This is a genomic window from Knoellia flava TL1, from assembly GCF_000768675.1.
Lineage (GTDB): Bacteria > Actinomycetota > Actinomycetes > Actinomycetales > Dermatophilaceae > Knoellia > Knoellia flava.
In genome coordinates, this window is sequence record NZ_AVPI01000008.1 from 25718 (window position 1) to 48793 (window position 23076).

At 71.7% G+C, this 23076-nt stretch carries 24 protein-coding genes; 8 read left to right on the forward strand and 16 right to left on the reverse strand.

The genetic code is table 11. The features are described 5' to 3' along the window. Positions 1-67 precede the first annotated feature (67 nt). On the forward strand, positions 68-1282 hold the full coding sequence (locus tag N798_RS18315) for a hypothetical protein (protein WP_188450448.1): 1215 nt from the start codon (positions 68-70) through the stop codon (positions 1280-1282). Between the two features lie 20 nt (positions 1283-1302). Here N798_RS18315 and N798_RS04110 read toward each other — a convergent pair whose 3' ends face one another. The 7 genes from N798_RS04110 to N798_RS04140 all read right to left on the reverse strand — a co-directional run bounded on the left by N798_RS04110 (position 1303) and on the right by N798_RS04140 (position 7448). After that, positions 1303-2148, reverse strand: a complete 846-nt coding sequence (locus tag N798_RS04110) for a GNAT family N-acetyltransferase (protein WP_035946471.1) — start codon at positions 2146-2148, stop codon at positions 1303-1305. 85 nt (positions 2149-2233) lie between these two features. After that, a complete protein-coding gene (gene ispG / locus N798_RS04115; RefSeq protein WP_035946472.1) occupies positions 2234-3394 on the reverse strand; it encodes a flavodoxin-dependent (E)-4-hydroxy-3-methylbut-2-enyl-diphosphate synthase in 1161 nt (386 codons plus the stop codon). A gap of 46 nt (positions 3395-3440) precedes the next feature. After that, positions 3441-4805 (reverse strand): M50 family metallopeptidase, encoded by a 1365-nt coding sequence (locus N798_RS04120; RefSeq protein ID WP_035946473.1) that lies wholly within the window; start codon positions 4803-4805, stop codon positions 3441-3443. A 69-nt stretch (positions 4806-4874) separates the two neighbouring features. After that, positions 4875-6065, reverse strand: a complete 1191-nt coding sequence (gene dxr / locus N798_RS04125; protein WP_035946474.1) for a 1-deoxy-D-xylulose-5-phosphate reductoisomerase — start codon at positions 6063-6065, stop codon at positions 4875-4877. After that, positions 6062-6577: an acyl-CoA thioesterase gene (locus N798_RS04130; RefSeq protein WP_035946476.1), complete on the reverse strand. Its 516-nt coding sequence runs from the start codon at positions 6575-6577 to the stop codon at positions 6062-6064. Before N798_RS04130 ends, dxr begins: the two co-directional genes overlap by 4 nt. A 44-nt stretch (positions 6578-6621) precedes the next feature. Further along, positions 6622-6966 carry a barstar family protein gene (locus tag N798_RS04135; RefSeq protein ID WP_035946558.1) on the reverse strand — a complete coding sequence of 115 codons (345 nt, stop codon included), beginning with the start codon at positions 6964-6966 and terminating at the stop codon, positions 6622-6624. Next, a complete protein-coding gene (locus N798_RS04140) occupies positions 6966-7448 on the reverse strand; it encodes a guanyl-specific ribonuclease (RefSeq protein ID WP_229708693.1) in 483 nt (160 codons plus the stop codon). Before N798_RS04140 ends, N798_RS04135 begins: the two co-directional genes overlap by 1 nt. A 100-nt stretch (positions 7449-7548) precedes the next feature. Between N798_RS04140 and N798_RS04145 the strand changes: the two genes are divergently transcribed. Continuing rightward, positions 7549-8733 carry a sensor histidine kinase gene (locus tag N798_RS04145; RefSeq protein WP_035946477.1) on the forward strand — a complete coding sequence of 395 codons (1185 nt, stop codon included), beginning with the start codon at positions 7549-7551 and terminating at the stop codon, positions 8731-8733. Beyond that, on the forward strand, positions 8730-9377 hold the full coding sequence (locus N798_RS04150; protein ID WP_035946479.1) for a response regulator: 648 nt from the start codon (positions 8730-8732) through the stop codon (positions 9375-9377). The genes N798_RS04145 and N798_RS04150 overlap by 4 nt, the downstream gene beginning before the upstream one ends. A 27-nt stretch (positions 9378-9404) precedes the next feature. Here the strand turns inward: N798_RS04150 and N798_RS04155 are convergent, their stop codons facing one another. After that, the gene (locus tag N798_RS04155; RefSeq protein WP_156971610.1) at positions 9405-9848 is read right to left on the reverse strand and encodes a hypothetical protein; all 444 of its coding nucleotides are present in this window, start codon (positions 9846-9848) and stop codon (positions 9405-9407) included. 165 nt (positions 9849-10013) lie between these two features. On the opposite strand from N798_RS04155, the gene N798_RS04160 reads away from it, so the two are divergent. Both N798_RS04160 and N798_RS04165 read left to right on the forward strand, forming a co-directional pair. Continuing rightward, complete coding sequence (locus N798_RS04160) at positions 10014-10787, forward strand: ABC transporter ATP-binding protein (RefSeq protein WP_052116895.1); 774 nt, start codon at positions 10014-10016, stop codon at positions 10785-10787. After that, positions 10784-12175, forward strand: a complete 1392-nt coding sequence (locus N798_RS04165; protein WP_035946483.1) for an ABC transporter permease — start codon at positions 10784-10786, stop codon at positions 12173-12175. Before N798_RS04160 ends, N798_RS04165 begins: the two co-directional genes overlap by 4 nt. A 20-nt stretch (positions 12176-12195) precedes the next feature. On the opposite strand, the gene N798_RS04170 is transcribed toward N798_RS04165, so the two are convergent. Beyond that, the gene (locus N798_RS04170; RefSeq protein ID WP_035946486.1) at positions 12196-13659 is read right to left on the reverse strand and encodes an NAD-dependent succinate-semialdehyde dehydrogenase; all 1464 of its coding nucleotides are present in this window, start codon (positions 13657-13659) and stop codon (positions 12196-12198) included. 34 nt (positions 13660-13693) lie between these two features. On the opposite strand from N798_RS04170, the gene N798_RS04175 reads away from it, so the two are divergent. Beyond that, complete coding sequence (locus tag N798_RS04175; protein WP_035946487.1) at positions 13694-14797, forward strand: LOG family protein; 1104 nt, start codon at positions 13694-13696, stop codon at positions 14795-14797. Here the strand turns inward: N798_RS04175 and N798_RS04180 are convergent. Beyond that, positions 14784-15983 carry a monooxygenase gene (locus N798_RS04180; RefSeq protein ID WP_035946490.1) on the reverse strand — a complete coding sequence of 400 codons (1200 nt, stop codon included), beginning with the start codon at positions 15981-15983 and terminating at the stop codon, positions 14784-14786. The two genes, N798_RS04175 and N798_RS04180, sit on opposite strands and share 14 nt — an antisense overlap. Before the next feature lie 119 nt (positions 15984-16102). Here N798_RS04180 and N798_RS04185 point away from each other — a divergent pair, with 119 nt between their 5' ends. Continuing rightward, positions 16103-16594, forward strand: coding sequence for a hypothetical protein (locus N798_RS04185; protein ID WP_156971611.1), 492 nt, complete (start codon positions 16103-16105; stop codon positions 16592-16594). Between the two features lie 113 nt (positions 16595-16707). Here the strand turns inward: N798_RS04185 and rlmN are convergent, their stop codons facing one another. The 4 genes from rlmN to pyrH form a co-directional block, all read right to left on the reverse strand. Continuing rightward, positions 16708-17934 (reverse strand): 23S rRNA (adenine(2503)-C(2))-methyltransferase RlmN, encoded by a 1227-nt coding sequence (rlmN, locus tag N798_RS04190; RefSeq protein WP_035946492.1) that lies wholly within the window; start codon positions 17932-17934, stop codon positions 16708-16710. Positions 17935-18020: 86 nt separating this feature from the next. Then, the gene (locus tag N798_RS04195; protein WP_035946493.1) at positions 18021-18938 is read right to left on the reverse strand and encodes a phosphatidate cytidylyltransferase; all 918 of its coding nucleotides are present in this window, start codon (positions 18936-18938) and stop codon (positions 18021-18023) included. Between the two features lie 21 nt (positions 18939-18959). Beyond that, entirely contained in the window at positions 18960-19517 is a 558-nt protein-coding gene (frr, locus tag N798_RS04200) for a ribosome recycling factor (RefSeq protein ID WP_035946495.1), read from the reverse strand. Positions 19518-19610: 93 nt separating this feature from the next. After that, entirely contained in the window at positions 19611-20363 is a 753-nt protein-coding gene (gene pyrH / locus N798_RS04205; RefSeq protein WP_035946497.1) for a UMP kinase, read from the reverse strand. Between the two features lie 89 nt (positions 20364-20452). On the opposite strand from pyrH, the gene N798_RS04210 reads away from it, so the two are divergent. Then, a complete protein-coding gene (locus N798_RS04210) occupies positions 20453-21058 on the forward strand; it encodes an antibiotic biosynthesis monooxygenase (protein WP_084100094.1) in 606 nt (201 codons plus the stop codon). A gap of 153 nt (positions 21059-21211) precedes the next feature. On the opposite strand, the gene tsf is transcribed toward N798_RS04210, so the two are convergent. Then, entirely contained in the window at positions 21212-22042 is an 831-nt protein-coding gene (tsf, locus tag N798_RS04215) for a translation elongation factor Ts (RefSeq protein WP_035946501.1), read from the reverse strand. Between the two features lie 52 nt (positions 22043-22094). Then, entirely contained in the window at positions 22095-22994 is a 900-nt protein-coding gene (gene rpsB / locus N798_RS04220) for a 30S ribosomal protein S2 (RefSeq protein WP_035946503.1), read from the reverse strand. Positions 22995-23076: the final 82 nt, after the last annotated feature.

The window sequence follows — 23076 nt, forward strand, 5'->3', positions numbered from 1 at the left end:
GGATCGTGACCGGTGCTTCATCGAATTCCTGCACGGTGGGGCCGGTGAGCCCGGATCATGGCTGCGCATGGAGGGTGATCGTGCGTCGGGGGTGGCGTGGGCGGTGCGCTGGGTCGGCGCACCGACGACGCTCGTCGCGCTCGTCGTCCTCGTCCTCAACGACCGGGTGCTCAAGGACGCGTGGCCCGGGCTGCTCACCGGCAAGCTGAGCGACGTCGCCGGGCTCGTCGTCGCTCCCCCGCTGCTCGCCCTCGCCATGGCGGCGGCCCGGCTGCCTCACGCCCGTGCGTGGGCTGTCGGGTCGACCGGCGTCCTCTTCGCCGTCGCCAAGGCAACGCTCGTCGGCAGCGAGGTCGCGTCCCAGGCGTGGTCGCTCGCACTGCCCTCGCTCGTCCGCCACGACGTCACCGACCTCGTCGCGCTCCCCGCCCTCCTGCTGGCGTGGCGCGCAGGTGGACGGGCATCCCGACCGTTCCCGGCTGGACGGCGGCGGTCGTCCCTCGCCGTCGGCGCACTCGTGCTGCCCGGGGCGGTCCTGGCCACGACGGCGACGTCCTGCTCCCCCGCCGACGGTCTGCGGGAGGTCACGGTCTACGAGGGCGTCTTCACCGGCGGTGACGGCGGCATCGAGCGCCGGATCGTCACCAGCGACTGGTCGGCGGTCACGATCGACGACACCGGACGGCTCCAGCAGCTCAGCGGGCTGGACGAGGAGCGCCTCGCAGAGGACAGCGACGTCGTGACGACCGAGGCGTGCTCCACGAGCGACCCGCGCCGTTGCTGGCGCCGCGCGCAGGGCGCCCCGGCGGCCGTCGAGACCAGCTCCGACGGAGGTGCGACGTGGCAGCTCGAGTTCGCCGTCGACCGCCGCGAGCTGGCGGCCGTGCGGGAAGAGGTCGGTGACCGACGCTGCGGGTCCGAGCCGCCCCTCGGCGTCTCCGACATCGTCGTCCTCGACGGTCCGCAGGGTCAGGTCGTGGCCGCGGCCTCGTCCAACTCCGGTCTCCTCCTCCGCAGCACGACGGGCCAGTGGCGACGCGTGCCGCTCGGAGCCATCGGCCGGTCGGCCGACCCGCCGCCGACCCCTGATCCGCAGGTTCAGCTCTTTCCCGTCGACCGCGCCCCGACACCCACGACGACGACCCCGGGTCCGACGGGATCGACGGGTCCACGGGGGACCAGCGGACCGGCGCCGAGCCCGACGTGCGCCTCACCCGGGACACGGACCTACACCCCCGACCCCCGCAACGGCCCGCCCGTCGTCGTCACCCGCTGCCCCTGACCTGACCGAGCGAGGGTCGGTCAGAGCAGGACCGTGGTGAACTCCCCGACCGGCGCGAACCCGAGCCGGTCGTAGGTCGCGAGCGCCGGCGCGTTGAAGTCGTTGACATAGAGCGAGACGAGGGGAGCCGGCCCGGCCATGACCTGCTCCATGACCGACGCGATCATCGGCACGGCCAGCCCCTGCCCCCGCAGGTGCGGCGCGAGCCACACCCCCTGGAGCTGGGCGCACCCCAGAGCGAGTGAGCCGATGTCGGTCTTGAAGACGACCTCGCCGTCCTCGACGACCACCCACGTGTGCCCGCGGGCGATGAGTGCCGCGAGCGAGCCTCGGTAGCTGCGCGGTGACCCCGTGTAGGGCGGGTACCCGATCTCAGCGGTGAACATGTGGGCCGCCGCTGGCAGGACGATGTCGACCTCGTCCGCACGCGCCGGTCGCACCCGCATGTCGAGCTCGATGCCGAGCGCGGACGGCGGGGTCGACGTCGACAGCATCGGCTGGTGAGCCCGGACGGCGCGCGGCTGTCCCCAGTGCGGCTCGAGGTCGTCCCAGAGGTCGACGACCTCCTCGCGAGGACCGAGCAGGGAGGCGATGCGCCCCCGCCACCGGCGCATCCGCTCGGCGTACATCACCCGTTCGGCCGCGGTCGTCTCGACCGGCACGACGTTGGAGCTGGCCCAGCACAGCGATGTGAGCCGCCCCTCCTCGCGCACGCCCATCACTGCGCTCACCGACCCCGCCGCGACCGTCTCGAGGATCCGCGCGGCCACGAAGACGTGCGCCGCGACGTTGCGCGAGCAGAGCTCGAGGGCGTCGTCGACGTCGGTGCGGGTGAGGGACCTCACCGGGCTGCGGGTGCGGAGCACGCGCTCAGCCTAGGCGGCAACCCTGCCCACCACCCGGCGCACGAGCCATTTCGTCGCGCCCCGCGACGCGACGCCCAGCGGCAGGTCAGCCGACGGTGACGCTCGGGACGCCCGCGGACTCCTCGTCGATCGGCTCGCCCATCTCCTCGGCGATCCGCATCGCCTCCTCGATGAGGGTCTCGACGATCTGGCTCTCGGGCACGGTCTTGATGACCTCGCCCTTGACGAAGATCTGGCCCTTGCCGTTGCCCGAAGCGACACCAAGGTCGGCCTCGCGGGCCTCGCCGGGTCCGTTGACGACGCAGCCCATGACGGCGACGCGCAGCGGCACGGTCATGCCCTCGAGGCCGGCGGTGACCTCGTCGGCGAGCTTGTAGACGTCGACCTGCGCGCGACCGCACGACGGGCACGAGACGATCTCGAGCTTGCGCGGCTTGAGGTTGAGCGACTGGAGGATCTGGTTGCCGACCTTGACCTCCTCGACCGGCGGGGCCGAGAGGGAGACGCGGATCGTGTCGCCGATGCCCTTGGAGAGGAGCGCGCCGAACGCCGTCGCCGACTTGATCGTGCCCTGGAACGCCGGCCCGGCCTCGGTGACGCCGAGGTGCAGCGGCCAGTCGCCCCGCTCGGCGAGCAGCTCGTAGGCCTTGACCATGACGACCGGGTCGTTGTGCTTGACCGAGATCTTGAAGTCGTGGAAGTCGTGCTCCTCGAAGAGCGAGGCCTCCCACACGGCCGACTCGACGAGCGCCTCGGCGGTCGGCTTGCCGTACTTCTCGAGCAGCCGCTTGTCGAGCGAGCCCGCGTTGACGCCGATCCGGATCGAGACGCCGGCGGCCTTGGCGCGCTTGGCGATCTCGCCGACCTGGTCGTCGAACTGACGGATGTTGCCGGGGTTGACGCGCACGGCGGCACAACCGGCGTCGATCGCGGCATAGACGTACTTCGGCTGGAAGTGGATGTCGGCGATGACCGGGATCTGCGACTTCTGCGCGATCGCCGGCAGCGCCTCGGCGTCGTCCTGGCTCGGGCACGCGACGCGCACGATGTCGCACCCGGCCGCGGTGAGCTCGGCGATCTGCTGGAGCGTCGCGTTGATGTCGGTCGTCGGGGTCGTGCACATCGACTGCACCGAGATGGGGGCGTCGCCGCCGACCTCGACCTTGCCGACCTTGATCTTGCGCGTCTTGCGACGCGGCGCGAGCACGGGAGCTGGCAGGGACGGCATACCGAGACCAACAGTCATGCGACCCAGTATCCCGTATGCCGGGAGCGCGCCTTCCCGGGCACCCTCACCCGCCGAGGTCGATGGGGTTGACGATGTCGGCGTAGATGAGCAGGGCCGACATGACGAGCAGACCGAGCGAGACGGCATACGCGACAGGGAGCGCCTTGGCGACGTCGACGTGACCGGGGTCGGGGCGGCCGCGCAGGCGGGCCCAGCCCTTCTTCGTGCCCTCCCAGAGCGCACCGGCGACGTGGCCTCCGTCGAGGGGCAGCAGCGGGATGAGGTTGAAGACGAAGAGCATGAAGTTGAGCGAGGCCAGGAGCATGACGAGGAACCAGGCCTTGTCGTCCCACGACTCCCCGACGATGTCGTCGAGCTTGCCGGAGGACACGTCGCCGGCGACCCGGCCGACGCCGACGACCGAGATCGGGCTCTCGACGTCGCGCTCCTGCCCGGAGAACGCGGCGTTCCAGACGCCGACCATCTTCTGCGGGATGCGGACGATCGCGCCGGCCGTGCGCCACAGGTTCTCGCCGATGATGCCGGGCACGGCGGTCAGCGGCTGCGCCTCGTAGTCGAGGATCGACGACGAGCTGACTCCGAGGTAGCCGGTCTCGATGACCCTCTGGGTGCCGTCGCCACCGAGGATGGGCTGGCCCTGGTCGTCGTAGGCCGGGAGCGTGTTGAGGATCGGGGTCACCGTCAGGGTGCGCTCGGCACCGTCGCGCAGGACGACGACCTCGGTCGGCTGGTCGACGCGGGGGCGCACGAGGCGACCGACGTCCGCCGAGGTCATGACGGGCTCGCCGTTGATCGTGCGGATCTCGTCACCGGGCAGGATGCCGGCGGCGTTGGCCGGCGTCTCGGGCGCCCCGGCGCAGCTTGGGTCGGTGCGGGCCTCGTCGACGGTCTTGACGCACTCGGCGACGGCGGCGACCCGCGCGCCCTCCTGCACCGAGAGGATGCCGTGGGCGGTGACGAGGACGGTGAGCAGGACCGTGCCGATGACGAAGTTCATGAAAGGGCCGCCGAGCATGATGACGACCTTGCGGTGCACCGGCAGCCTGTAGAAGACGCGGTTCTCGTCGCCGGGCCGCAGCTCCTCGAGCGAGGCCTTGCGCGCCTCGTCGGCGAGCTGGCTGAACCGCCCGGTCGAGGACACCCGCACCTTCGTCGGGTCCTCGCCCGGGCGCGGCGGGAACATGCCGATCATCCGGATGTAGCCGCCGAGCGGGATCGCCTTGATGCCGTACTCGGTCTCGCCCCGGCGGCGCGACCACAGGGTGGGCCCGAAGCCGACCATGTACTGGGTCACCCGCACCCCGAACTTCTTCGCGGGCACGAGGTGGCCGATCTCGTGCAGCGCGATCGACGCCCCCACGCCCACGGCGAGGACGAGGACGCCCACGAGATACGCGACAACGGTCATGAGGGAAACCTTCGGTGCCTTCCGGTGGTGCGTGCGACGGTCCCAGAGGATCGGTCTCGGACGAACGGCTCAGATGCCGAGCTCGGTGGCGGCCTGCCCCCGGGCCCACGCGTCTGCGCTGAGCACTCCCTCAACGGTCGACGCGTCGACATCACTCCCAGTATGCGCGTCCGCGTGGGCGTCGACGACCCGCTCCACCGAGCGGACGATGTCGACGAACCCGATCCGGCCCTCGTGGAAGGCGTCGACGGCGACCTCGTTGGCCGCGTTGTAGACGGCGGGGAACGTCCCACCCGCCTCCCCCACCCGGCGCGCGAGACGCACGGCCGGGAAGGCGTCGTCGTCGAGCGGCGCGAAGTCCCACGACTGGGTCAGCGACCAGTCGCAGGGCTCGTCGACGTCGTCGAGCCGCTCGGGCCAGGACAGACCGAGCGCGATCGGCACGAGCATGCGTGGCGGTCCGAGCTGGGCGATCGTCGAGCCGTCGCGGAACTCCACCATCGAGTGGATCTGCTGCTGGGGGTGGACGACGACGTCGATCCGGTCGAAGGGGATGTCGAAGAGCAGGTGCGCCTCGATGACCTCGAGACCCTTGTTGACGAGCGTCGCCGAGTTCGTCGTGATGACCCTCCCCATCGAGAAGTTCGGGTGTGCGAGCGCCTGCTCGGGCGTGACGCCGGCGAGCTCCTCCCGCGTCCGCCCGCGGAACGGCCCGCCGCTCGCGGTGATGACGAGCCGGCGCACCTCCTCGGCGCGGCCACCGCGCAACGACTGCGCGATGGCCGAGTGCTCCGAGTCCACGGGCACGATCTGGTCGGGCCCCGCCGCGCTGCGCACGAGGTCGCCACCGATGATGAGCGACTCCTTGTTGGCTAGGGCGAGCGTCGAGCCGGCGGCCAGGGCCGCCAGGGTCGGGCGCAGGCCGATCGACCCGGTGATGCCGTTGAGGACGACGTCGGCTCCGCACCCGGCTGCCCTCACCGCAGCCTCGTCCCCGACGACGATCTCGGGTGCGTATGCCGTTCGTCCCCGCTCCACGGCATACGCACCGACAGCGGAGCGCACGTCCTCGACCGAGCCGGACGCGACCGCCACGAGGGGCACGTCGAAGTCGACGGCCTGGCGGGCGACGAGGTCGACGTTTCCGCCGGCGCTCAGCGCGACGACGGTGAAACGGTCGGGGTTGCGGCCGATGACGTCGAGGGCCTGGGTGCCGATGGAGCCCGTCGACCCGAGGAGCGCGACCGTGCGCGCGCTCACGCGCCCTCCCGCGACTCGTCCTGGGCCTCGGCTGCCCGGGAGGCCTCGATCGCTGCGCGCATGGCGAGCCGGTGCTCGCGCCGGATCTCGGCCTCGCGGAAGCGCCGCTTCTCCTCGGCGGTCTCGAGCTCCAGCGGCGGCACCGCCTTGGAGCGACCGTCGGCGTCGACGGCGACGAAGACGAGGTAGGCACTAGCGACGTGGACCCGGTCGGTGTTGGAGTCCCAGCGGTCGACCTCGACGCGCACGCCGACCTCCATCGAGCTGCGGCCGGCCCAGTTGAGCTGCGCGCTGGAGTGGAGGATGTCGCCGACCCGGACCGGGGTGAGGAAGGACATCTCGTCGAGGGCGGCCGTGACCGCCGGTCCACCGGCATAGCGGTTCGCGACGACGCCGGCGATGCTGTCGACGGCCTTCATGATGTTGCCGCCGTGCACGGTGCCGAGGAGGTTGGCCTCGGTCGCGCGCATGATCTCGGACAGGTTGACGCGGGTCTCGCTGGGTGTCGTCACGCACCCATCCTGCCAGCGGGTCGATGGCGCCTTCGAGACGCTCGTCAGCGGTCGATAATCGTCACGTGGACGCCCGGGTGGACCTCGTCGAGCTCGGCGAGGACGGACTCGATCCCGGTGGCGGCGCGCGGGTCCGCGCGCCGGAGCTCGGCGGCGTCGTCCCACACGATCTCCCAGTCGCTGCCGCTCTCGCGGGCGATCGTGTCGAGGCAGTCGGCGAGCGCGTCGAGGTTCATGCCGAACCACTCCGGGAAGTTGAGCGCCTCCGAGAACGCCTCGAGCGTCTCCTCCTTCGTCGCCCGGCCGTGGACGACCTGGACCTGTCGCCCCTCCTCGACGGCGTCGGCGACGAGCCCCTCGAGGTCGACGCGGTCTCCGAGAACGCGCATCACTGGCCCTCCTTGATCTGCCGGAAGCTGGCGTAGTGGTCGTCGGTCCAGAAGCGGTCGCCGGCGGTCCCGCTGACGATCCGGCGGGCACCGCGGTCGTCCGACCCCGGTGTCTCGACGGTGTACTCCCGGTAGTAGCCGCGCTTCTGCTCGGGCAGGATCCCCTCGCGGTTCTGGAACGTCTTGTCGTCCTGCTCGTGGGGGAAGGGCCCGCCGATGCGGATGAGGTCGAGCGTCGTGCGCGCCTCGGCGGGCAGGGCCGACTCCGGGATCGTGGCCAGTCCCGAGTCCGGCGTGGCGGGGACCGTGGGGTATGCCGTCGGGCTGGGTTGCGCGGTCGCCGTGGGCCGGGCACCCCGGTCGCCCCCGCCATCGGTGGTCCCGTTGTTCCCCGTCCACCAGAGCAGCGCGACGAGCACGGCCACGGCGAGCGGCGCGAGCCACATGAGGCTCGAGCGGCGTCCGGCCACGGGTGAGGTCACGCCGCCATTGTGCCGTGGGCGGACGGCATACGCCGTGCGGTGTAGGCGGGTCCGTCCTGCGACGGACGCGGGCAGCGTGGTCGCCGCCTAGCCTTGCCGCATGAGCGACGTGTGGGGCGACGATCGGCCGACCCGGCGGCAGGTCCTCGCCGACGTCGCGGTGGCCGTCGGCTTCGGCCTCTTCATGCTCGCCGTCCACGTCGCGATCGGCGCGTGGCCGGTCCTCGCGGCGGTCCTGCTCGCCGTGGCGCTCGGGCTGCGCCGGGTCTCGTGGCCGCTCATGTCGGCCTTCGCCGTCGCGGGGTCGGTCGCGCAGGTCGTCGGCGACGACATCGCCTACCTCGCCAACATCGCGTATGCCGTCCTCTTCTTCACGCTCGGCGCCCACCGCGACTCTCGGGTCCGGCGGTTCGGCCTCGCCGCGGCTGGAGTCGCCGTGCTCTGCGCGGCGGCCTACGGCGCGACCCGCGGTGCGCCGGACCTCGGCGGCTTCAAGCGAGGAGTCGCCACCGTCGGCCTCGGGTCGACGGCCGCGGTGGTGTGCCTCGGCGGCTGGGGCGGGGGCTACGTGCGGTGGCAGCAGCGACAGGCGGTGCAGGCCCGTGTCGACGCGCAGCTCGAGGCCCTCGAGGTGCGCCGGGTGACCGAGCTCTACGACCTCGAGCAGGAGCGTCGCCGCATCGCCGCCGACATGCACGACGTCGTCGCCCACTCCTGGGCGGTCGTGGCCGCGCAGAGCGACGGTGCACGGTATGCGTTGCGGGACAGGCCTGCCGAGGCCGAGCGCGCACTCGAGGTCATCGGCGAGACGGCCCGCACGGCCATGGGCGACCTACGCCTCCTCGTCGCCCGCCTCCGCGACCGGGAGCTCCGGCCGACGACCCCCGGACCCGCGCAGCAGGAAGCGCTGCTCGACCGCATGCGAGCGTCGGGCATGGACCTCCGGATGTCCGAGACCGGCCCGGCCGAGGTGTCCCCGCTCGTCGCGCTCACGGCATACCGGCTCCTCGGTGAGTCGCTCACCAACGCCCTCAAGCACGGGGACCTCACCCGGCCGGTGGAGGTCAACGTCGACTGGACCGACGGCTACCGTCTCAGGGTGACCAACACCGTCGGAGCGACCGAGCCACCCCTCCCGGGCGGTGGGCACGGGATCGCCGGCATGACCGAGCGAGCGCTCGTCGCCGGGGGCACGCTGGCCTCGGCGCGGCACGGGGACCGATGGGTCGTCGAGGCGCACCTACCGCACGTCGTGACGTCCTCGGACGGCGAGGGCCGCACGTGAGCGTGCGGGTCGCCCTCGTCGACGACCAGGCCCTCTTCCGGGCCGGGATCGCCATGGTCGTCTCGAGCCAGGACGACCTCGAGGTCGTCGGTCAGGCCGGCGACGGAAGCGAGGTCGTCGCCCTCGTCGAGCACTGCCGTCCCGACGTCGTCCTCATGGACGTCCGGATGCCCCGCGTCGACGGGGTCGAGGCGACCCGCCGTCTGCTGGCCCGCTTCGGCGAGGAGGCACCACGGGTGCTCGTGCTCACGACCTTCGACCTCGACGAGCTCGCCGCCGACGCCATCGAGGCGGGCGCCTCCGGCTTTGTCCTCAAGGACACCCAGCCCGAGCTGCTCCTCGCCGCGATCCGGGCCGTCGCCGAGGGAACCCAGGTCGTCGCGGCGGGTGCGACCCGGGCGGTCTTCGAGCGCTTCCGTCAGCGGACGACGGCCACCCCCGGAGCGGAGTTCGAGCGGCTCACCCCGCGCGAGCGCGAGATCCTGCTGCGGGCGGCCCAGGGCCTGTCGAACGCCGAGATCGCGGCGGCCGAGTTCCTCTCCGAGGCGACGGTGAAGACGCACGTGTCGCGCATCCTCACCAAGCTGGCGCTGCGGGACCGGGTGCAGCTCGTCGTCTACGCCTACGAGCACGGCCTGCTCTGAATCCGGCCCGCGGGCGAGGAGTGCGGCTCAGCCCTGCGGCGGGTGCTGGTCGATGAAGTCGTGGATGGGGCGGAGCTGTTCGAGGGGCGCGAAGAACCCGAGCACGCCCTGGTCGACGACGACTCGCTTGACACCGTGCTCGGCGAGCTGGTCGCACAGGGCGAGGATGTTGTCGCTGGGCACGGCGAGGACCTGGTTGGCCTGCTCCTCGCTGAACCCGTTCGCGAGCGCGAACTCGCGGGCCCGGGCGCCGGTCGTGAAGGCGAGGAGACACGGAACCTCGTCGACGGTGCCGACGAGCGGGCCGACGTCGGGCATGCTCCCCCGGGCGACGAAGAACCAGCGCTCGAGGCCGAACATCGCCCGCCAGAGGGCGGTCTGCGGGCCGAGGGCGCCGCCGGACTCGCGGACGGTGTGGGACAGCGCGTCGATGGTCGCGGGGTCGGTGAAGGTCGCGGGGGTCTCGCTCATGCCACGCACCCTACGGACCGGGGTGGTGAGGGCCGAGCGGCGGTCGGCGCACGGCATACACCTGTGGTCATCCGCGCGAGGGTCGGGCGGATACATCGCCGGACGGACCGGGATGCCTCTCGAGCCGGATGTGGTCCGGGGGACGCCGTTCCTAGCGTCGTTCGCATGACATCGACACCACACCAGGAACAGTCCGCATCGGCCGTCGTCTCGCTGCGACGGGTCTCGCGGACCTACGGCGAGGGCACCGGCAGGGTGGCCGCCCTCGACGAGGTCAGCGTCGACATCGACCGCGGCGGGTTCACCGCCATCATGGGCCCCTCCGGCTCGGGCAAGTCGACGCTCATGAACGTCGCGGCCGGGCTCGACGACGTGACGAGCGGCGAGGTCATGCTCGCCGGCCGGCCGCTCACCCACCTCGACGACGACGCGCGGACGAGGCTGCGGCGTGAGGAGGTGGGCTTCGTCTTCCAGGCCTTCAACCTCGTCCCGACGCTGTCGGCCCGCGAGAACATCCTCCTGCCGTTCGAGCTCGCCGGTCGGCAGGTCGGCGCCGAGCAGCAACGGTGGATCGACCACCTCGTCCTCACCCTCGGTCTCGGAGAGCGGATCGGGCACCGGCCGAGCGAGCTCTCCGGTGGCCAGCAGCAGCGGGTCGCCATCGCCCGGGCTCTCGCCTCGCGGCCGTCGGTGATCTTCGCCGACGAGCCCACGGGCAACCTCGACTCGCGCTCGTCGCGCGAGGTCCTCACGCTGCTGCGGACCGCGGCGCGTGAGTACGGCCAGACGATCGCGATGGTGAGCCACGACCCGGTGGCCGCGTCCTACGCCGACCGCATCCTCGTCCTCGCCGACGGACGGCTCGTCGGCGACCACGGACCGCTGTCGCCGCAGCAGATCTCGGACCTGCTCATCGGCTTCGAGGTGGGCGCGGCATGAGGCGCAACCTCGTCCTCGGGAGCCTGCGCGAGCTCGGCACGGTCGGCCTCGTCGCCGGTCTGTGCGGCGCCTACGCCGCGACGCTCATGACGACGTCGTCGATCCTGGAGACCGTGAGCCGCGCGTCCGGTGGCTCGGTCGGCCTCCTGCTCGGGATCGTCGCCGGCGTCTTCGTCCTCATCGCGCTCTACGTCGGTGCGATCGTCATCGTCGGCGCGGTCGACACGGTCGTCGCCGGTCGGCTGCGCCACATCGCCCTGCTCCGGCTCCTCGGTGCCCGCGGCCGGGAGCTGAGGTCGTCGGTCATGCGCGGCACCGCCGCTGTCGGGGCGCTCGGGGCGCTCGCCGGTGTCGCCCTCGGGACGTCGCTCACCCATGTCGTCCGGGTCGTGCTCGTCGCCCGCGGCACGCTGCCCGAGGCCGACTACTTGTGGGCGACGTGGCAGCTCGGCGGCGCGCTCGTGGCGATCGTCGCGTCGGCGACCGTCGCCGGCTGGTTGGGGTCGCGCGGCGTGCTCCGGGTGTCGCCCGCAGCCGCCCTCGCCGGGACCGCCGCGCACACCCCTCCCCCGCGGTCGGCGTCGGTGTGGCGAGCCGTGATCGCTGGCACCGGCATCGTCGGTGGGCTGCTCGTCCTCGCCCTCGGGGCCGTTCTCGGTGAGTCGAACCCCGCGGCGGGCTTCCTCCTCGCCTTCGTCGGAGCCGCCGGCTCCGGCACGGGGTTCCTCGTCGGCGCGCGGTTCGTCATCCCCGGCGTCGTCGGGGCGCTGAGCAGGGTGCTCGGCAACGACCCGGCGAGCGTCGTGGCCCGTCGCAACGCGTTGCTCGACCCGCTGCGGACGACGCGGTCGACGATGGGGCTCGTCATCGGCGTCGCCCTCGTGACGACCTTCACCTCCGGCATGTCGGCACTGCGCGACAGCGTCGCCTCGTGGGACGTCGATGCCGCCCAGCGCGCCCAGGCCGACCAGGTCTATGCCGTGACCTCGACCGTGCTCGTCTGCATCATCGTCGTCTCGTCGGTCATCGCCGCCGTCGGGTTCGTGAGCACGATGTCGCTCAGCGTCATCCAGCGCCACCGCGAGATCGGCCTGCTCCGCTCGCTCGGGTTCACCCGCCGCCAGGTCCGCACGATGATCACGAAGGAGTCGGTCGCGCTGTCGGCATCGGCCGTCGCCTTCGGCGCGGTGCTCGGTCTCGTCTACGGGTCGGCGGGCGCGCAGGCTCTCGTGGGAGCCCCGACCGAGGGCCTCGTCTGGGGTATGCCGTTCGGTGCCCTCCTCGGCATCGCCGCGGCCGGCGTCGTGCTCGTGCTCGTCGCGTCGCAGGGTCCGGCCCGGCGGGCCGTCGCCGTGGCCCCGGTCGAGGCGCTGCGCATCGACACCTGACGTCCCTGCCCCGACGGGGCTCAGGGGTTGAGCGAGACGTAGGTCGTCTCGAGGTACTCGGAGATGCCCTCGAACCCGCCCTCTCGGCCGAAGCCGGAGTGCTTGACGCCACCGAAGGGGGCAGCGGCGTTCGACACGATTCCGGTGTTGATGCCGACCATCCCGAACTCCAGGCCCTCGCTCACCCGGATGACGCGGGCGTGGTCGCGGGTGTAGGCGTAGGCGACGAGGCCGTACTCGGTCGAGTTCGCCTGCCGCACCGCGTCCGCCTCGTCGGAGAAGGTCGTGATGGGCGCGACGGGTCCGAAGATCTCCTCGGCGAGGACCCGCGCGTCGGCCGGCACGTCGACGAGCACGGTCGGGGCGTAGAAGTGGCCGCGGCCGGCCACCGGCTCGCCGCCGGTGAGCAGCCGGGCGCCCTTGTCGACGGCCTCCTGCACGAGCTCGTGGACACCGTCGCGGGCCTTGGCCGTGATGAGCGGGCCGACCTCGACACCCGGCTTCGTGCCCTTGCCGACGGTGAGCCCGCCCATGCGCTTCGCCAGCAGCCGGCCGAAGTCCTCGGCCACCGACTCGTGGACGAGGAAGCGGTTCGCGGAGGTGCATGCCTCCCCGATGTTGCGCATCTTGGCGAGCATCGCCCCCTCGACGGCGGCGTCGAGGTCGGCGTCGTCGAAGACGAGGAAGGGCGCGTTGCCGCCGAGCTCCATCGACACCCGGAGCAGCTGCTCAGCCGACTGCTCGACGAGCCTGCGGCCCACGGCGGTCGACCCGGTGAAGGTGAGCTTGCGCAGGCGTGGGTCGCGGATGATCGGCTCGGAGACGACGGCGGTGTCCGAGGTCGCGACGACGTTGAGGACCCCGCCCGGCAGACCCGCCTCCTCGAGGAGCGCGGCGAGGGCGAGCATCGACAGCGGCGTCTCCTGGGCCGGCTTGACGACCATCGTGCATCCTGCCGCGACGGCCGGGCCGATCTTGCGCGTCCCCATCGCCAGCGGGAAGTTCCACGGCGTGATCATGAACGTCGGGCCCACCGGCTTCTGCATCGTGAGGAGGCGTGACCCGCCGGCCGGGTTGACGGCATACCGGCCGTGGATGCGCACGGCCTCCTCCGAGAACCACCGGAAGAACTCCGCCGCATAGGCGACCTCTCCGCGCGACTCGGCCAGCGGCTTGCCCATCTCGAGCGTCATGAGCATCGCGAACTCGTCGGTGCGCTCGGTGAGCAGCTCGAAGGCCCGGCGGAGGATCTCGCCGCGCTCGCGCGGGGGCGTCGCCGCCCAGTCGGCCTGTGCCGCAACGGCTGCGTCGAGCGCGGCCTCACCGTCGGCGACCGTCCCGTTGGCCACCTCGACGAGCACGCCGCCGGTCGCCGGGTCGTGCACGGGGAAGGTGGTCGCGCTGAGCGAGTCGCGCCACTCGCCGCCGACGAACAGCTGGGTCGGCACGGTGGACAGGACGGACTTCTGCGTCACGGGAGCCATGGTTCGACCCTAACCGCGGGGCAGGATGAACGGCATGGACGAGATCGAGACGTTGGGCGACCTCGACGCGGCCCTGTCGAGCGGCGCACCCCTCGCGGGCCGCCGGATCCAGGACCTCGACCTCACCGGCCACGAGGACGAGCTGCTCGGCCGCACCGACCTCGAGGCGCTCGTCGTCCTCGGCGGCCGACTGTCCCCCGCGCTCGACGCCCACCTCCGGCTGCACGGAGCCCTTGTCTTCCCGACCGACCCGCACGCACCGGTCAACCCCTACCGCGCCACGCTCTACCAGCCGCACGAGCTCTATGCCGGCCTGGCCGAGCGCGGCTACGAACGGACCCCCGACGCCCTCGCCTACCACTGGTCGCGCGACGCCACCCTCCGCCACGACGTCTTCGTCAGCCTGCTGCGCGCCATCCACGACGACTCGGTGAGCGACGCCCTCACCGAGTTCCTCGGCGACTCGCCCGTCGTCGGCGTCATGGGCGGGCACGCGCTCTCGCGCGAGAGCGAGGCGTATGCCGGCGCCGCCCGTCTCGGCCACCGGCTCGCCTCCGCGGGGCTCGTCGTCGCCACCGGCGGCGGGCCGGGGGCGATGGAGGCCGCGAACCTCGGTGCGCTGTGCCCGACCGAGGACGTCCTGCGCGACGCGCTCGGGCGACTGGCCGGCATACCGTCGTTCCGTCCGTCCATCGACGACTGGGCCGGCATCGCCCTCGAGGTCCACGACGACGTCCTGCGGCAGCCGGTCGCGGACAGCCGCGTGCGCTCGATCGGCATCCCCACATGGTTCTACGGACACGAGCCGCCCAACGTCTTCTGCAACGGGATCGCGAAGTACTTCAGCAACGCCGTGCGCGAGGACGGACTGCTCGCGCGCTCGACCGCCGGGCTCGTCGTGCTCCACGGCGCGGCCGGCACGGTGCAGGAGATCTTCCAGTCGGTCACGCCGCTCTACTACGCCGAGGCGGAGCGCACCCTGCCGCCACTCGTCCTCGTCGGCGTCGACCACTGGTCCCGAGCCGTGCCCGTCTGGAACGCCATCGAGGCGCTCGGTCGCGACCGCGGTCTCGGTGAGGTCGTGCACCTCGTCGACACCGTCGAGGAGGCCGCCGAGGTCGTGCTCAGCCGCGCGTGAGCAGGACGACGCCGAGGCACATCTCGTCGGTCGTGCCCTCGCCCCAAGCGACGTAGCGCTCGCGCGTGCCCTCGTAGGCGGGCAGCACGTCGCGCATCGCCTGGTCGTGGGTGCACGTCACGGTGAGGGTGTCGCCCTTCTTGATGGGCTGCGGCTTGGGCAGCGGGACGGCGTCCTGGTCGTCGAAGTTCCACACCGGGATGTCGAGGACACGCTTCGCCTGCGGCGTGCCCTTGTTGACGTCGACGGTGATGGACTTGCCGAGCAGGTGCATGTGCCCGGCGACGGCCCGGATCTGACCGGCCTCGGTCACCGGCCGCGTGCAGGACTGCGTCGGGCCGGGCTTGAGCTCGCCGCAGAGCAGGTGCAGCAGGTCGGCCGTCGCGACCTGCTCGCCGAAGCGGGCACGGATGTCGGCGACGGCCGGCGTGCGAGCGCAGAGCTCGCCGGGAGTGCCCTTGCGGCAGGGCAGCTCGACAGGGGCCGGCAGGAGCATCGTCTGGAGCGGGGTCTTCGTGCCCGCCGCCGCCGGGGTGAGCCGGAGCCGGGCGCTGCTCTGGTCGGGGCCGTCGCCGACGAGGAGGTTGTAGTGCATCTGCATGACGAGCTGCGAGCCTTTGGCCAGCGGGATGCCGATGTCCTCGGCCATGACCCGCTCGCCCCCGCCCGGCGCCCAGGCCGCGACCCACTCGGCACTGTTGATCTGCGAGGCGGCCCCGCCCTTGATGCCCGTGCCGCCGAAGCAGGTCCAGCCGTCGCCCTCGTCCTGCGCGTCCTGCGCCTTCGCCGCGGCGACGTCCTGCGGCTCGACCTTGTAGAGGATGACGTGGTGGACGGCGTCGGGGTTGTCGGGCATGACCTTGACGCCGCTGACGATCATGTCCTGGGCGAAGTTCGGGTCGACGAGGAAGCAGCGGTAGTCGTCGGTCCCGCTGCCGAACGGCGCCTTGGGCGTGTACTTCGCCGCCATCGAGATGTCCTGGAAGGCCTCCCCCTTGCGCAGGGGCACGTCCGGCTTCTCGGGCTTGGCCGGCTTCGAGCCGGCGGCCGCCTTCTCCGGCGACGAGGACGCACCGTGGCTGCTGCCGTGCGTGTCCTCGCCACGGAGGTTGTCCGGCAGGGTGCCGCCGCAGGCGGTGAGGGTGAGCGCGGCGACGATGCCGGCCGCAGCGAGACGCAGGCGCATCGCCCCAGAGTAGTCGCGCTGGCTGAGAGGCCCGGGTGGAACCGCACGACACCGGCGCACGTCACAGTGGCATGACCCGGCTCCCGAGTCGTGCGCCCGCCCGCCGAACCGCACGCGTCGTGCCCCTCCTCGCCCTCGCTGCCGCGGCCGCGTCCGCCACCGCGGGCTGTGGCGCAGGGGTGCTGCCCGGCCTGACCGGCGGCGACCCCACCTCCCGTCTCGTCGTCACGTGGAGCGAGTCGACCGCTCACAGCCGGGCCGATCGGGACGAGTGGGGCGACGCGCAGCTGCGGACCAGGCTCGTCGCCGACGACGCACAGCGCCGCGAGCTGCTCGCGTCGCTACCCTCGGTCGTCGGCCCGGACGAGCGGGCGCCCGTCGAGGCCGTCGACCTCGACGAGGAGGTGCTCGTCGTCGGTGTCTACAACAAGTGCACCGAGAAGTCGCACGTCGAGCGGGACGGCTCGTCCCTCCGGTTGGTCATCGAGCGTGACTCCGACACCAACTGCGGATGGGCGCCGCGCACCGTCGACGTCTGGGCGGTCGAGCGCGAGGGCCTCCCGACACCGATCACGCTGCGCGACCAGGAGGGCGTGCCGGTGCCCGGCTGAGCGCCGCAAGGGTCGTCCGTGACTCGCGGGGCAACCCGGCCTGACGGAGGTGGGCGGCCGGCATACGACGACGAGCCGGTATGCCGTTCGCTCCCGTTCGCGACCGCGCTGGGTCAGGCTGTCGTGGCCGCCAGCTGGCCGCAGGCGCCGTCGATGTCGGAGCCGCGGGTGTCGCGCACCGTCGTCGGGATGCCGTGTGCGCGCAACCGCTCGACGAACTGCTGCTCGACGCCACGGCGCGACGCGGTCCACTTCGAGCCGGGCGTCGGGTTGAGCGGGATCGGGTTGACGTGGACCCAGCCCTTGCCGCGGGCGACGAGCTTCTCGCCGAGGAGGTCGGCCCGCCAGGCGTGGTCGTTGATGTCCTTGATGAGGGCGTACTCGATGCTCACGCGACGACCGGTGGCCTCGTAGTAGCGGTGGGCCGCGTCGAGCGCCTCGTCGACCTTCCACCGGGTGTTGATGGGCACGAGCTCGTCGCGCAGCTCGTCGTCGGGCGCGTGCAGGCTCAGCGCCAGCGTCACCGGGATGCCCTCGGCGGCCAGCTTGTCGATGCCGGGCACGAGCCCGACGGTCGACATCGTGATGCCGCGCGCGCTCATGCCGAGGCCGTCCGGGCTGGGGTCGGTGAGCCGGCGGATCGCGCCGATCGCCGCCTTGTAGTTGGCGAGCGCCTCGCCCATGCCCATGAAGACGACGTTGGACACGCGCTGCGGCCCCGGCCCCGAGGCCGGCTCGTCGTCGCCGTAGTGCTCGTCGGACTCGTCGCCCAGACCCGCCTCGGCCGGGTGCGTCGCGCCGATCGCCGGGAGGGCGCCGTTGCGGAGCCGACGGTTGGCGTCCACGACCTGCTCGACGATCTCGCCGGCAGACATGTTGCGGGTGAGTCCGGCCTGCCCGGTGGCGCAGAACGGGCAGTTCATGCCGCAGCCGGCCTGGCTGGAGATGCAAATCGTCACGCGCCGCGGGTAGCGCATGAGCACCGACTCGACGAGCGCGCCGTCGTGGAGGCGCCACACCGACTTGAGCGTCGCTCCACGGTCGGCCTCGAGGGTGCGGACCGGTGTGAGCAGCGGCGGCAGGAGGTCGGCGACGAGCTGGTCGCGCACGGCCTTGGGCAGGTCGGTCATCTCGTCGGGCGACTCGACGAGCCGCTCGAAGTAGTGCGTCGAGAGCTGCTTGGCGCGGAAGCCCTTGTGGCCGAGCTCCTCGACGGCGGCCTTGCGCTCGGCGGGGCTGAGGTCGGCGAGGTGGCGCGGGGGCTTGCCCCGACGCGGAGCCTGGAAGGTCAGCTGGCCGGGCGCGGGTCGGCCGACGGTGGGTTCAGGGAGCGAGGTCATCGCGTCCAGTGTCCCACTCGCGGGGCACTGGCTCCGAACCCGCGTGGGCGTTGCTCGGCTGCGGGAGGCGGCAGCCTCTCCGGAGGTCAGGTGACCGGGGCGGCCCAGAGCAGCAGGGCCCAGACGACCGGGATGCACACGAGGAGCGAGTCGAGCCGGTCCATGAGCCCGCCGTGGCCCGGCAGGAGTCGGCCCATGTCCTTGATGCCGAGGTCGCGCTTGATGCTCGACTCGATGAGGTCGCCGATCGTGGCCGCCGCGGCGACGACGACGCCGATCACCGCGCCCTGCCACCACACGCCGTCGAGGAGCGTCGCGAGTCCGACGGCGCCGACGACCGCGCACGTGAACGCCGAGCCGCCGAAGCCCTCCCACGACTTCTTCGGTGAGAGCGAGGGCGCCATCGGGTGCTTGCCGAGGAAGACCCCGAACGCGTAGCCGCCGATGTCGGAGGCGACGGTGACGAGGACGAAGTAGATGATGCGCAGGTGCCCGTCGTCGGCGGCGAGCAGCAGCGAGGCGAACCCGCCGAGGAAGCACGGGTAGAGCGCGACGAACAGCGCCCCGGAGATGTCGCGCATGGCGTTGTCGAGCCCGTCGGCGACGCGCCAGACGAGGATGCCGACGCAGGTGAGCCCGAAGGTGAGGACGAGCGCCTCCGGCCCGCGGTAGAACGCGGACAGCAGCATCGACACCGCGCCGATGACGACGGGCACGAACGGCACCTCGACCCCGGCCTGGCGCACCGCCCGCCGCATCTCCCACGCGCCGATGACGATGGCGACGACGAGGACGGGCAGGAAGAGCTCGCGACGGAAGACGAGCGAGCCGATGACGACGAGCGCGAGGCCGACGCCGACACCGATCGCCGCCGGCAGGTTGCGTCCCGCCTTCGTCTTGCCCTTGCCGTCGGTGCCGCCCGCGGCCGCCGCAGCGGCCGTGGCGGAGGCCTCTGCCGGCGCCGGTGCAGCCGCCGGGCCGTCGGTCGTGGAGGAGTCGCTCATGCGCGCAACGTCTGCCCGAGGTCAGACCTCGAGCAGCTCGGTCTCCTTGCTCTTGAGCACCTCGTCGACGGTGTCGACGTACTTCTTCGTCAGGCCCTCGAGGTCCTTCTCGGCGCGCGAGCCCTCGTCCTCGCCGACCTCGCCGTCCTTGACGAGCTTCTCGATGGCCTCCTTGGCCTGGCGGCGGATGTTGCGGATGGCGACCTTGGCGTCCTCGGCCTGGCCGCGCGCCATCTTGATGTACTCCTTGCGCCGCTCCTCCGTGAGCTGCGGGAGGATGCAGCGGATGACGTTGCCGTCGTTGGAGGGGTTGACGCCGAGGTCGGCGTCGCGCAGGGCCTTCTCGATGTTGGACATCGCGCCCTTGTCGAACGGGGAGATGAGGATCGTGCGGGCCTCGGGCGTCTGGAACGACGCGAGCTGCTGCAGCGGGGTCGGCGCGCCGTAGTAGTCGACGACGACCTTGTTGAACATGCCCGGGTGGGCGCGGCCCGTGCGGATGCCGGCGAAGTTGTCCTTGGCCACCTCGACGGCCTTCTCCATCTTCTCCTCGGCCTCGAGCATCGTGTCGTCGATCATGGGCGCAGGTCTCCTTCGGTATGCCGTGCCGCCCGGTGGGGCGGCCGGGTCCAGTCTGTCAAACAATGGCGCGAACGCCGCAGTGGCCGGGCCTCAGGCCGTGACGAGGGTGCCGATGCGCTCTCCCTGGATGGCCCGGGTGATGTTGCCCTCGCCCTCCATCCCGAAGACCATCATCGGCAGGCCGTTCTCCATGCAGAGGCTGAACGCCGCCGCGTCGACGACCTTGAGGCCGCGTCGGAGGGCCTCTGCGTAGGTCACCGTGTCGAGCTTGCGGGCGTCGGGGTTGGTGCGCGGGTCGGAGTCGTAGACACCGTCGACGCCGCTCTTGGACATGAGCACCATGTCGCACTGGCACTCCAGCGCCCGCTGGGCGCTCACCGTGTCGGTGGAGAAGTACGGCATACCGGCTCCCGCGCCGAAGATCACCGCGCGCCCCTTCTCGAGGTGGCGGATCGCGCGACGCGGGATGTAGGGCTCGGCGACCTGGCCCATGGCGATGGCCGTCTGGACCCGCGTGTCGATGCCCTCCTTCTCGAGGAAGTCCTGGAGGGCGAGGCAGTTCATCACCGTGCCGAGCATGCCGATGTAGTCGGCGCGCGAGCGCTCCATGCCCTTCTGCTGCAGCTCGGCGCCGCGGAAGAAGTTGCCACCTCCGACGACGATCGCGACCTGGGTCCCCTGGCGGATCGCCTCGGCGATCTGGCGGGCGATGCCGCGCACGACCTCGGGGTCGACGCCGATGCGGCCACCGCCGAACACCTCACCGCTGAGCTTGAGCAGGACCCGTCGGGGCCGTCCTGCGGTGGTCGTCGGAGCGAGCTGCGTCTGGACGTCAGTGGTCACCGTGCCTCCTCGGCGGGGTTGCTGGCGGTGCCCCGAATCCTCGCACACCGCGTCATGGCCCGACGCTTCCGGGTTGGCACACTGGGGACGTGACCGACACCCCCGCGCCCACCCCACCGGGCCGAGGTCCCGTGACCGTCGCCATCACCCGCCGGGTGCGTCCCGAGGACGAGCTGCTCATGCGGGCCTGGGCCGACGCCGGCACCCAGATGGCCAGCCACTTCCCCGGCTTCCTCGGGTCGGGCTGGGTCCGCCCGTCGCCGCAGTCGACCGACTGGCACATGCTCTACCGGTTCGACTCGCGCGACTCCCTCGCGACCTGGCAGGGGTCCACCGAGCGCAACCGCTGGCTCACCGCGGGCAGCAACCTCGTCGAGGACACGCGGATCGAGCACCGCACCGGCATCGAGGGCTGGTTCGACGAGCCCGAGGAGCGCGACACCACCGACCTCTCGGCCCCGATCGCACCTCCCGCTCCCCCGCGCTGGAAGCAGATGGTCGTCATCTGGCTGGCGTTCTTCCCGACGTCGGTGGCGCTGGGCTACCTCTTCGCACCGCTCACCGGCGGCTGGCCGACCTGGGCCCGGGTGCTGCTGTCCACGCTCGTCGCGACGCCGCTCATGACCTACCTCGTCCTGCCGAGGATGACGCGGCTCTTCCAGCCCTGGCTCACCCGCGGCCAGGCCACCGACTGATTGCCGGTTCCAGCGGGGAGGAGGGCAGCGTCGACCGCTGGAACTGGCAATCAGTCGTCGTCCGTGAGGTGCCGGAAACGTAGGTATGCCGCCCGCTCTCGTGAGCGGACGGCATACCGGGTGCTGTTGCCAGCGGGGGGTCAGACGTGAGGGTCAGCCACCGACGCGGAAGCGGGCGAAGGACGTGGCCTTGGCGCCGGCCTCCTCGAGGACCTTGGCGACGGTCTTCTTCGGCTCCTTGGCGAACGGCTGCTCGAGCAGGACGTTCTCCTTGAAGTAGCCGTTGACGCGACCCTCGACGATCTTCGGGAGCGCAGCCTCGGGCTTGCCCTCCTCCTTGGCCGTGGCCTCGGCGACGCGACGCTCGTTCTCGACCGTCTCGGCGTCGACCTCGTCACGGGTGAGGACGGTCGGGCTGAACGCCGCGACGTGCATCGCGACGTCGCGGGCGACCTGCTCGTCGCCACCCTCGGTCGCCACGAGGACGCCGATCTGGGCGGGGAGGTCCGGGCTGGTCTTGTGCTGGTAGGCAGCCACGACCGGGGCCTCGACGCGGGCGACCCGCTTGACCTCGATCTTCTCGCCGATCGTCGCGTTGGCGTCGTCGAGCAGCTCCTTGACGGTCTTGCCGTCGGCGAGGGTGCTCGAGAGCAGCTCCTCGGCGTTGGAGGCCTTGGTCTCGACGGCCTGGGCGAAGACCTGGTCGGCGAGGGCGATGAACTTCTCGCCCTTGGCGACGAAGTCGGTCTCGCAGAGGACCTCGACGAGCGTGCCGACGCCACCCTCGGCCTTGGCGATGACCAGGCCGTTGGAGGTGGTGCGACCCTCGCGCTTGGTCACGCCCTTCTGGCCCTTGACGCGAAGGATCTCGGTGGCCTTGGCCTGGTCGCCGTCGGCCTCGTCGAGGGCCTTCTTGACGTCGAGCATGCCCGCGCCCGTGGACTCACGGAGCGCCTTGATGTCAGCGGCGGTGTAGTTCGCCATGTGGATGTGCGCTTCTTTCTGTGGAAAGACGGACAGGAAGGAGGGGGAAGGCTCAGGCCTTCTCGGCCGGGGCGGCCTCGGCGGAGGCGTCGGCCTCGGCCGGAGCGGCCTCGGTGGCGTCCGCGGCGGCGGTCGCGCCGGCCTCGGGGGCCACGGCCTCGGCGGTCTCGGCAGCAGCCTCGGCGTCGCCACCGAGGAGCTCGCGCTCCCACTCGGCGAGCGGCTCGTCGGCGCCCTCGGTGTCCGCGGCGGCGTTGCCACCCGAACGCGAGATGAGGCCCTCGGCGACGGCGTCGGCGATGACCCGCGTCAGCAGCGTGACGGAGCGGATCGCGTCGTCGTTGCCGGGGATCTTGTAGTCGACCTCGTCGGGGTCGCAGTTGGTGTCGAGGATCGCGATGACCGGGAGGCCGAGCTTGCGAGCCTCGTCGACCGCGAGGTGCTCCTTCTTGGTGTCGACGATCCACACGGCGGACGGCACCTTGGACATGCCGCGGATGCCACCGAGGGTCTTGTCGAGCTTGTCGCGCTCACGCTTGAGGAGCAGGAGCTCCTTCTTGGTGCGGCCGGAGCCGGCGACGTCGTCGAAGTCGATCTCGTCGAGCTCGACGAGGCGGGTCAGACGCTTGGAGATCGTCTGGAAGTTGGTGAGCATGCCACCGAGCCAACGGTGGTTCACGTAGGGCATGCCGACGCGCGTCGCCTGTTCGGCGATGGGCTCCTGCGCCTGCTTCTTCGTGCCGACGAAGAGGATCGAGCCACCGTGGGCGACCGTCTCGCGGACGAACTCGTAGGCGTTGTTGATGTAGGTCACCGACTGCTGCAGGTCGATGATGTAGATCCCGTTGCGCTCGGTCATGATGAAGCGCTTCATCTTCGGGTTCCAGCGACGGGTCTGGTGCCCGAAGTGGACGCCGCTCTCGAGGAGCTGGCGCATGGTGACGACGGCCATGCCGTGTTCTCCTTGTGCGTGGTTTCAGTTGCGTCGGTGACCCACGGATTGCGGGCACCTGCCTGGCGTCCTGACACACCCC

Bases quoted from the DNA above. Each gene is read 5' to 3' on its own strand.
- N798_RS18315 (WP_188450448.1), top strand. From the start codon at position 68: ATGGAGGGTGATCGTGCGTCGGGGGTGGCGTGGGCGGTGCGCTGGGTC.
- ispG (WP_035946472.1), bottom strand. From the start codon at position 3,394: ATGACTGTTGGTCTCGGTATGCCGTCCCTGCCAGCTCCCGTGCTCGCG.
- N798_RS04120 (WP_035946473.1), bottom strand. From the start codon at position 4,805: ATGACCGTTGTCGCGTATCTCGTGGGCGTCCTCGTCCTCGCCGTGGGC.
- N798_RS04135 (WP_035946558.1), bottom strand. From the start codon at position 6,966: ATGCGCGTTCTCGGAGACCGCGTCGACCTCGAGGGGCTCGTCGCCGAC.
- N798_RS04145 (WP_035946477.1), top strand. From the start codon at position 7,549: ATGAGCGACGTGTGGGGCGACGATCGGCCGACCCGGCGGCAGGTCCTC.
- N798_RS04155 (WP_156971610.1), bottom strand. From the start codon at position 9,848: ATGAGCGAGACCCCCGCGACCTTCACCGACCCCGCGACCATCGACGCG.
- N798_RS04160 (WP_052116895.1), top strand. From the start codon at position 10,014: ATGACATCGACACCACACCAGGAACAGTCCGCATCGGCCGTCGTCTCG.
- N798_RS04165 (WP_035946483.1), top strand. From the start codon at position 10,784: ATGAGGCGCAACCTCGTCCTCGGGAGCCTGCGCGAGCTCGGCACGGTC.
- N798_RS04170 (WP_035946486.1), bottom strand. From the start codon at position 13,659: ATGGCTCCCGTGACGCAGAAGTCCGTCCTGTCCACCGTGCCGACCCAG.
- N798_RS04175 (WP_035946487.1), top strand. From the start codon at position 13,694: ATGGACGAGATCGAGACGTTGGGCGACCTCGACGCGGCCCTGTCGAGC.
- N798_RS04180 (WP_035946490.1), bottom strand. From the start codon at position 15,983: ATGCGCCTGCGTCTCGCTGCGGCCGGCATCGTCGCCGCGCTCACCCTC.
- rlmN (WP_035946492.1), bottom strand. From the start codon at position 17,934: ATGACCTCGCTCCCTGAACCCACCGTCGGCCGACCCGCGCCCGGCCAG.
- N798_RS04195 (WP_035946493.1), bottom strand. From the start codon at position 18,938: ATGAGCGACTCCTCCACGACCGACGGCCCGGCGGCTGCACCGGCGCCG.
- frr (WP_035946495.1), bottom strand. From the start codon at position 19,517: ATGATCGACGACACGATGCTCGAGGCCGAGGAGAAGATGGAGAAGGCC.
- tsf (WP_035946501.1), bottom strand. From the start codon at position 22,042: ATGGCGAACTACACCGCCGCTGACATCAAGGCGCTCCGTGAGTCCACG.
- rpsB (WP_035946503.1), bottom strand. From the start codon at position 22,994: ATGGCCGTCGTCACCATGCGCCAGCTCCTCGAGAGCGGCGTCCACTTC.